At 69.6% G+C, this 7,560-nt stretch carries 7 protein-coding genes; 3 read left to right on the top strand and 4 right to left on the bottom strand.

The genetic code is table 11. The features are described from left to right. The 3 genes from ACFQ87_RS42050 to ACFQ87_RS42040 form a co-directional block, all read right to left on the bottom strand. On the bottom strand, positions 1-397 hold a 397-nt coding region (locus ACFQ87_RS42050), incomplete at its 3' end, for an IPT/TIG domain-containing protein (protein ID WP_380616254.1). 151 nt (positions 398-548) lie between these two features. Further along, complete coding sequence (locus tag ACFQ87_RS42045; RefSeq protein ID WP_380616250.1) at positions 549-1,346, bottom strand: IPT/TIG domain-containing protein; 798 nt, start codon at positions 1,344-1,346, stop codon at positions 549-551. 273 nt (positions 1,347-1,619) lie between these two features. Beyond that, positions 1,620-2,315, bottom strand: coding sequence for a hypothetical protein (locus ACFQ87_RS42040; protein WP_380616249.1), 696 nt, complete (start codon positions 2,313-2,315; stop codon positions 1,620-1,622). Between the two features lie 886 nt (positions 2,316-3,201). Between ACFQ87_RS42040 and ACFQ87_RS42035 the strand changes: the two genes are divergently transcribed. The 3 genes from ACFQ87_RS42035 to ACFQ87_RS42025 all read left to right on the top strand — a co-directional run bounded on the left by ACFQ87_RS42035 (position 3,202) and on the right by ACFQ87_RS42025 (position 6,550). Next, positions 3,202-4,278 carry an IPT/TIG domain-containing protein gene (locus ACFQ87_RS42035; protein ID WP_380616248.1) on the top strand — a complete coding sequence of 359 codons (1,077 nt, stop codon included), beginning with the start codon at positions 3,202-3,204 and terminating at the stop codon, positions 4,276-4,278. A gap of 169 nt (positions 4,279-4,447) precedes the next feature. Next, a complete protein-coding gene (locus ACFQ87_RS42030) occupies positions 4,448-5,227 on the top strand; it encodes an IPT/TIG domain-containing protein (protein WP_380616247.1) in 780 nt (259 codons plus the stop codon). Positions 5,228-5,908: 681 nt separating this feature from the next. Further along, complete coding sequence (locus ACFQ87_RS42025; protein WP_380616246.1) at positions 5,909-6,550, top strand: CAP family protein; 642 nt, start codon at positions 5,909-5,911, stop codon at positions 6,548-6,550. Between the two features lie 462 nt (positions 6,551-7,012). Here ACFQ87_RS42025 and ACFQ87_RS42020 read toward each other — a convergent pair whose 3' ends face one another. Next, complete coding sequence (locus ACFQ87_RS42020) at positions 7,013-7,312, bottom strand: hypothetical protein (RefSeq protein ID WP_380616245.1); 300 nt, start codon at positions 7,310-7,312, stop codon at positions 7,013-7,015. Positions 7,313-7,560: the final 248 nt, after the last annotated feature.

The following is a 7,560-nucleotide window of genomic DNA, read 5'->3' as shown; positions in this document are numbered from 1 at the left end:
TAGTGATCTGGCTGTCACTGACCACTGTGAACGTCGCCGAAGCGCTCCCGAAGTGCACCGACGACGCGCCGGTGAACCCCGAACCACTGATTACCACCAAAGTGCCAACCGCGCCCGAGGCCGGACTCACAGCAGTGATCACAGGTGGAACGGTGTAACTGAAGGTGACACCGTTGCTCGTGCCGAGCGGCGTGGCGACGGTGACGGCGACCGAACTGGATCCCGCGGGAGCGGTGGTAGTGATCTGGCTGTCGCTAACTAGCGTGAACGACGACGCCGGCACGGTTCCGAACTTCACCGAGGTCGCGCCGGTGAAGCCGCTTCCGCTGATCGTGACGGCCGTACCGCCTGCGGCCGGCCCGTGGTTGGGGTTGATGCCGCTGATGACCGGAGCCATCGGGTGCTCCTTTGCGTGGCTGGCGAGGGTGCCCTGGCCGCCGTGGGCGGCCAGGGCGCAGCAGGTCCGTGGCCGCGGCCCATCGGATCCGCGCCGATGGGCCGCAGGGCGGGGGCGACCGTGCTGCTCGGTGCCCGCGCCCGCCCGACGCTTAGGGGATGACGAAGTGGTCGGCGGCGACGGCCGTGCTGGTGCCGCCGGGGGTGATGACCTGGATGTCGTAGGTGCCGGCGGCCAGGGTGCCGGGCACGTCGAGGGTCAGACTGCCCACACCGGTGATGTTGACGTTGTCGGCCGGGGTGGACGCGCCACCGCCGGTCGGGGTGAACGTCACGGAGCTGACGTCGACGAAGCAGGTGCCGGCGACGATGACCCCGGTGGTGCCGGCCGCTCCCGTGCCGGGCGTCACGCCGGTGACCGTCGGCAGCTGGTAGTAGGTGAACTGACCCGACGCGCCGATCGGGGAGCTGGTGCCGCCGGTGTTGGTGACGAGGACGTCCGCCGCGTCGGTGCAGCCGGTGAAGGCGCCGTGGCCCGGAGGGGTGACGGTCAGGTGGCTGTCGGACACGACCGTGGGGACGGCGGTGCCGACCGTGCCGAAGGCTACCGAGGTCGCGGTCGAGAAACCGGTGCCGAAGACGTCGATGGCGCCGGGTGCGGCGGGGCCGGTGCTGGGGGTCAGCGACGTGACCGTCGGGGCGGCGACGTAGAAGAAGGCGCTGCTGTTGCTGTTGACCCCGGAGACGGTCACGGTGACGTTGGCCTGGCCGCTGCACCCCGACGGGATGGTGAGGGTCACGGAGGTGCTGCTGGCCGCGGTGGGCGTGACCGTCTTGGTGCCGAAGTTCACCTTGGTCGTGCTCAGGCTCCCCAGACCGGTGCCCGTGATGGTCATCGTCTGGCCCGAGTGGCCCGCGGTCGGCGAGATGGAGGTGATGGAGGGTGCCATGACTGATCTCCTTTGCTGTTGCTGATGACGCTGTCGCCCAGTTCGCCGGGGCTGCCGAGTCGGCGGTCCGTCACACCGGGCACGGTCGGGTTCCAGCAGGTCACAGGGCAGGGCTCGCAGCGCTGCCGGAATCGGGCCCCGAAGTCGCCGACCGGTTGGATGCCGGATGGGAGCGGGGCGTGGGGATGTGATTCGGGCGGCGTGGTTCTACCGCGCCGTTGACCTGTGGCTTGGGTGGGTGGGTCGGGTGTCCCGTGGTGGCGCCGTCGGGCCTCAGCAGGGCGCGCTCAGGGGCGGGGTGGCGGCGCAGTTGTTCGGGGTGTTGCCGGAGACGTTGGTGGACAGGAGCGCGACGGAGCCGGCGTTCTCGAAGATGCCGCCGCCGTCAACCGTGGCGGTGTTGCCGGTGACGCTGCCGGCAATCATCGTCAGTGCGGTGTCGGTGTAGATGCCGCCGCCGAACGAGGCGCGGCTGTTGCTCACGCCTCCGGCGGTCACGGCGACCGACCCGCCGAGGTTGGCGATGCCGCCGCCCACCCCGATGCCGGCGTCACCGTTGCTGATGGTGACCGTGGTCAGGGTGAGTCGGCCGTGGGCGGTGGGGAGTTGCGAGGGCCCGTCCACCTCGATGATGCGGAAGGCGGGCGCGCCCGACGCGCGGGTGATCTCGGTGTCCAGCCCGCTCATGGTGATCGGCGTGGTGATGTTCGGCAGCCCCGCCGGTCCGCCGGCGCCACCTGAGCTGTGGGCGCTGGTGAGGGAATAGGTGCAGAACGGTGCCAGGAGCAGGGCACCGCCCCCGGCGGCGTTGGCCGCGTTGACGGCGTTCACCAACGCGGCTTCGCTGCACGGCACGGCCATCGCCTGCGCGGGACTCGCGGTCTGCGCGTGTGCCGTCGGGGGTGTGAGCATGAGCGCACCGACGGCGCTGGTCCCGAACAGCACTCGAAGCATGTTGACGGCTCGCAAGAACGCCTCCTCGGACGCCTGAGCCACCCTCGTCAGCCGACGCACGCAAACAGCATGTCGGCCGACGGCTCTCTCCGACTGGGGGCCCCCGGGCCTGTGACAGGTTCACACCACCACATACCGATGGGCTGCCTTCCCCAACGGAGGGATGGGCGGCCCCCTATTCGGACACCACAAGTCAGTCATCTGAACCGTAATAAACACAAGGCATATGACCGCCCATCACTCATTCGGCGCAGCGCCCACCCGTAACGTTTTCCCCGAGGTGTGCTCGGGAGTGTGCGCTGCCGTCCCACACGAACCACGCGTTACCGACTTCGGCGCTTCAGGGTGGTCCCGCGCCAGCACGATGACTCCTCGGCGTCCCGATGCCCGGGCCCGCTTCCATGGCGATGCCGGGTGGGCGGCGCCTGGATGCTTCGCCCTGCCATGCCGGTGGGGTCCGGCATCCGCGGTGGGCGTGCGCGGACATCTCGTTGCACTGAGCCATTCGGGTGGCTATTCGTCAATACTGTTGCTTCAGATACATTCTGTCGGGTTAATGATGGCGTCTGAACCGGCGGGCCGCCCATCCCCGTGCCGGGAAGCTCAGCCGGCGGCCCGTGCCCTGTTCCAGCCCCCTCCGCCCGAACACCGGGGCTGACTGGTTCGAGCCTGCCTGGCGTCAGCTTGCCGGCACCCGTCGACGCCACCGGTCCGGACATCTCGTAGTCGCGACGGTACCGGCACCCGCGGCTCGGTTTCTCCCATCCCGTCCTTCGGACTCGCCGCCGGGCGCAGTGCTCTGGGCCGAGGCAGTGGCCGGACCGCCGACAGGACCGGGGCCGGTGGGCGTGGCTGAAGGTCCAGCCGGCCGCCATCACCGTTCTCACGCAGGAGGCACATCGTGAACGCAACCGTGCTCGCGGCGCCGTTGGCGCCGAACCTCACGCTGCCCTGGCCGCTGCCGCCCGTGCTGTTCGCGGACAGCCCCAACGCGGGGCCCGGGACCGGCGGCAACCTCGTCACCCTCACCGGCCTGGGCCTCAACGCCGCCACCCAGGTTCACTTCGGAGAGACCCTGGCCACCATCGTGGCCGGTGACGTCCTCGGCTTCAGCCTCGTCGTCGTGGCCCCGCCCGGAAAGGGCACGGTCGCGGTGACCGTCACCACCCCGAACGGCACCAGCAACCCCGTGGCCTACACCTATCTGGTGGCCTCGCCGCCACCTGTGCCCAGCCCCACGACCATCACGCCCGCCTCCGGCCCGACCGCCGGCGGTACCGTGTTCGTCATCACCGGTGCCGGGCTCGCCGGTGCGAGCGTGACCTTCGGCGGCACCCCGGCCACCGTGCTGGCCAGCACCGCGAACGTGATCGCGGGTCTGACCCCGGCGCACGCCGTGGGCAACGTCCCCGTGGTGGTGACCACCGCCGGTGGATCGGCGAGTGTTCCGGGCGGCTTCACCTACCTCCTCCCGCCCGTGCCGGTCGTGACTGCGGCCATCACGCCGTCGGTCAGCATTGCGGCGGGTGGTGGCGTGTTCACCATCGTGGGCACCAACCTCACGGGTGCGACCGTGACGTTCGGGTCGACCGCGGCGACGGTGACCGCCAACACCGGTACCGTCATCACCGGCATCATCCCGGCCGGCACCGCGGGCACCACCGTCAACGTCACCGTGACCACCCCGGGCGGCACTGCGTCCGCCGGCACCATGACCTACGTGGGTGTGCCGGTCGTGACTGCGGCCATCACGCCGTCGGTCAGCATCCCGGCCGGTGGTGGTGTGTTCACCATCGCGGGTACCGGTCTCACGGGTGCGACCGTGACGTTCGGGTCGACCACGGCGACGCTGATCACCAACACCGATACCCTCATCACCGGCACCATCCCGATCGGTACACCGGCCACCACCGTCAACGTCACCGTGACCACCCCGGGCGGCACTGCGTCCGCCGGCACCATGACGTACACCGCCTGATCGCCCCGGCGGTGCTGCCGGCCTTCGGATGACACTCCGAAGGCCGGCTACCCGTCTTGGGGCGCCGATCCCTGCCCGAACTCGCCGACTGTCGGATTGACTTGTCGTCAACACCCTTGTGAAGTTAGCCATTTACATGGGCCACTTGTGCATCCGAACCAGTGCGCCCATGCGCGGTTCCTGCTTTCTGGAGAGTCCGATGCCACTGTCCCCGAACCAGGGCTCCACGGGGGGCAATACCTCCGTGACGATAACCAGCACCACGGCCCACGCCCTGAGCACCGTCAGCCAGGTGCTGTTCGGCGACACTCGGGCCGGGAACGTCGCCTACGACGCGGGCGCCGACCACGTCACCTGCACCACTCCTGCCGGGGCGGGCGTGGTGCAGGTCACCGTGGTCCTCGCCAACGGTGAGGTCACCAACGGTGTGCCCTTCTACTACATCCCAGCGCCGGTCGAGTCGTCGGTGAGCCCCGCGGCCGGCCCGCTCGCGGGCGGCTCTACGGTCACCATCACCGGCAGCGGCCTGGAGACCACCAGCGCCGTCCTGTTCGGCACCAACGCCGCGACAGTAACCGCGACGACCGACGGCCAGCTCACGGTCACCGCCCCGGCGGGCACGGCCGGGGCAGCCGGAGTCCACGTCACCACCGCCGCCGGCACCTTCGACGGCCTGACGTACACCTACGTCGCCGACCCCGGCACACTGACGATCACTCCGAACACCGGACTGCTCACCGGCGGAACCCACGTGACGATCACGACCACCGGAGACGCGACAACCACCTCGCAGGTCCTGTTCGGCAGCACCTCCGTGCCGTTCGCGGTCGCCGGCTCCACCACACTGACCCTCTACACGCCCCCCGGGACTGTGCTCGGCGCGGTCGACGTCTCGGTCACCACCGCGGGCGGCACCAGCACCGCCACCAACGGCTTCACCTACGTGTGATCCGGCCTTCCGGCCTCCCGCGGGTTCGCCGCCCGTCTCCAGGACGCCGCCGACGCCGCCGCGCATCTGGTCGAACTCCTCCACCAGGGCGGGCCAGGTGCGGTCGGAGGCTCGGAAATCCCGGTTGGTCAGTGTTGAGCGCGCTTTCCTGGACGGCGGCCGGGGTGCGGACGTGGCGCATGGTGAGCTGCGGCGCATCGCGTCGGCGATGCCCAGCAGGTACCGGCCGTCCTCTCCCCAGCGGGCAAGGTCGTCGTCGGCCGGGACGGCGGCCACGGGTGCAGCGGGGGGTAGCAGGTGCAGCAGCCTCGGCTGCCGCTGCTTCTCGGGCCTTGGCCTTGGCGCGGTCGACCTTGCTGCGACGCGAGCGGTAGCAGTAGGTGCGCGGCCTGCCGGTACGGGCCACCAGGACCGGGTTCGAGCAGCCGGGCCGGGCGCACTGCCGGGCCTGGTCTGCCCCGTCGGCCGACTGGTCGGTCGCGGTGGTCGGCAGGGCGCTGTCCATGTCCGGGATCGTAGCCGTCAAGGTCGGCGCTCGGGTCGGGTTTCGCCCCGCACCCGTCGGTGGGGTGATACTTCCAGGCTCGGTGGCCGGGACAAGGGGTTCTGCAGCATCCCGTGCCCCGGCGCCCTTGGCCGCGTTGATCAGTTCAGCGAGATCAGCGCGAGAAGGAGCACACCTTGACGACACTTTCGATCCGCAGGATCGCCATGGCCACCGCGGCGGCGACCATGGCCACGATGACGGCGATGCAGCCCGCAATGGCCGCTGGTGCATCCCACCGCGCGTTCACGGACCAGACCGACAGCATGTTCCAGAACGACTGTCTCACCGCCATCAACGCCTACCGTGCCAAGCACCAAGCGCCCCCGCTCACCATCGACCCGAAGCTCGTGGACTACGCCAAGACCCGGGCACAGAGGATCTCCCAGCCGGACGGTTTCAACCACAACGGCCTGGCCAACGGGTACGGCGAACTCCTCGACTGGCGCTCGTACGGCAGCAAGAAGGCTGACGCCGCCTACGCCGCGCACACCTGCAAGGACGCGGTGGACTCCTGGTACAGCGAGAGCAAGCAGTACAACTTCAACAGCCCCGGCTTCAGCGACGAAACCGGCAGCTTCACCCAGCTCGTGTGGAAGTCCACAACGAAGGTCGGCTGCGCGAGGGTGGGCGGCCCCCGCAACGGGAACCCCCAGGAAGACGGCTTCCACTGGTTCGACACCTTCATCGCCTGCAACTTCACTCCGCAGGGCAACTTCTACATGGTGGGCCAGGAAGCGCAGGCATTCGCGGACAACGTCCTGCCGGCCAAGCCGTAGGGCACCGGTAAGAGAACGCACGAAGCCTCCGGCATGCCGCCGCGGCTGGCGGCATGCCGGTTTCGCCCCGAAAACAGCGGCGGGGCGACACTCCCGGGCTTGGCGGGCTGGGCGGCGGGCCCGGCGTCGGGTCGGGTAGTACGGTGCGCCAGGAGCAGCGGGAGCAGCAGCACGCGGTGAACCTGCCGGTCGCCGAGGCGGGCGAGGTGTGGCTTTGTCGGCGAATACCGAGAGCGGATGTCGGTCGACGGCGAGAGCGCCTCGCCCAGCCAAGAACTGGTGTCACCGAGTTTTGAGAACACTCGAGTACTTGTGTCAGGGCCGGGGCTGTGCTTGCCCTTGAGTACTGGCTGTAGCCTTCACGACTTTGCCAGCCCCAGGCCGCCCGGTGTGATGCTCCGCCGCGAGGAAGACCCGCAGCCGTGCGAAGCGATCGACCGTACCGGACGGCCCGGCCAGGGCCTATGCCTCGGGCAGCGGCTGGACGGTCAGGTGGTAGTCCTGCAGGATCCGGCCGCTGCCGTCGAGCACGAGGAAGACCCGGGCGGCCCAGGCCACCTCACCGGTTCGGGGGCCCTTGGCGTACGTCAGCTGGATGGTGAACTTCACGACGTCGTCGTGAACGGTGACGTGGTTGTCGTGCGTGACGTGGTACTCGCCGGAGGCGACGAACAGTCCGTACGCCTCCGCGACCCGTTCCACCAGCCCGTCATGGCCGCGGAACTGGGTGCCTTCGACGAACTCGACGCCGTCGGGGCCCACAGCTCGGCGACGGCGCGCAGTCGATCAGGTAGTAGGCGGTCAGGTGCTCGGCCGCCGCCACGATGGACGCCGCCGCCGAGGCCGGCCGGTCCGCCTGCCCAGGGCACGGGTGAGGCCGATGACCCGTCTCAGGAGAGTTTGACCGCGTCGCTCCTAGTGTCCTGCGCCAGAAATAGCGACTCTAGATATGTAGACTGTTTCCATGTCACGCAGAGGCCCCCGCGCAGTCGAGATCTCCCTCTCGGATG

The sequence above is a fragment of the Kitasatospora sp. NPDC056531 genome, from assembly GCF_042794375.1.
GTDB lineage: Bacteria > Actinomycetota > Actinomycetes > Streptomycetales > Streptomycetaceae > Kitasatospora.
Note: the sequence above shows the minus strand (reverse complement) of the source record. Positions and strands in the feature narration are given on the sequence as shown.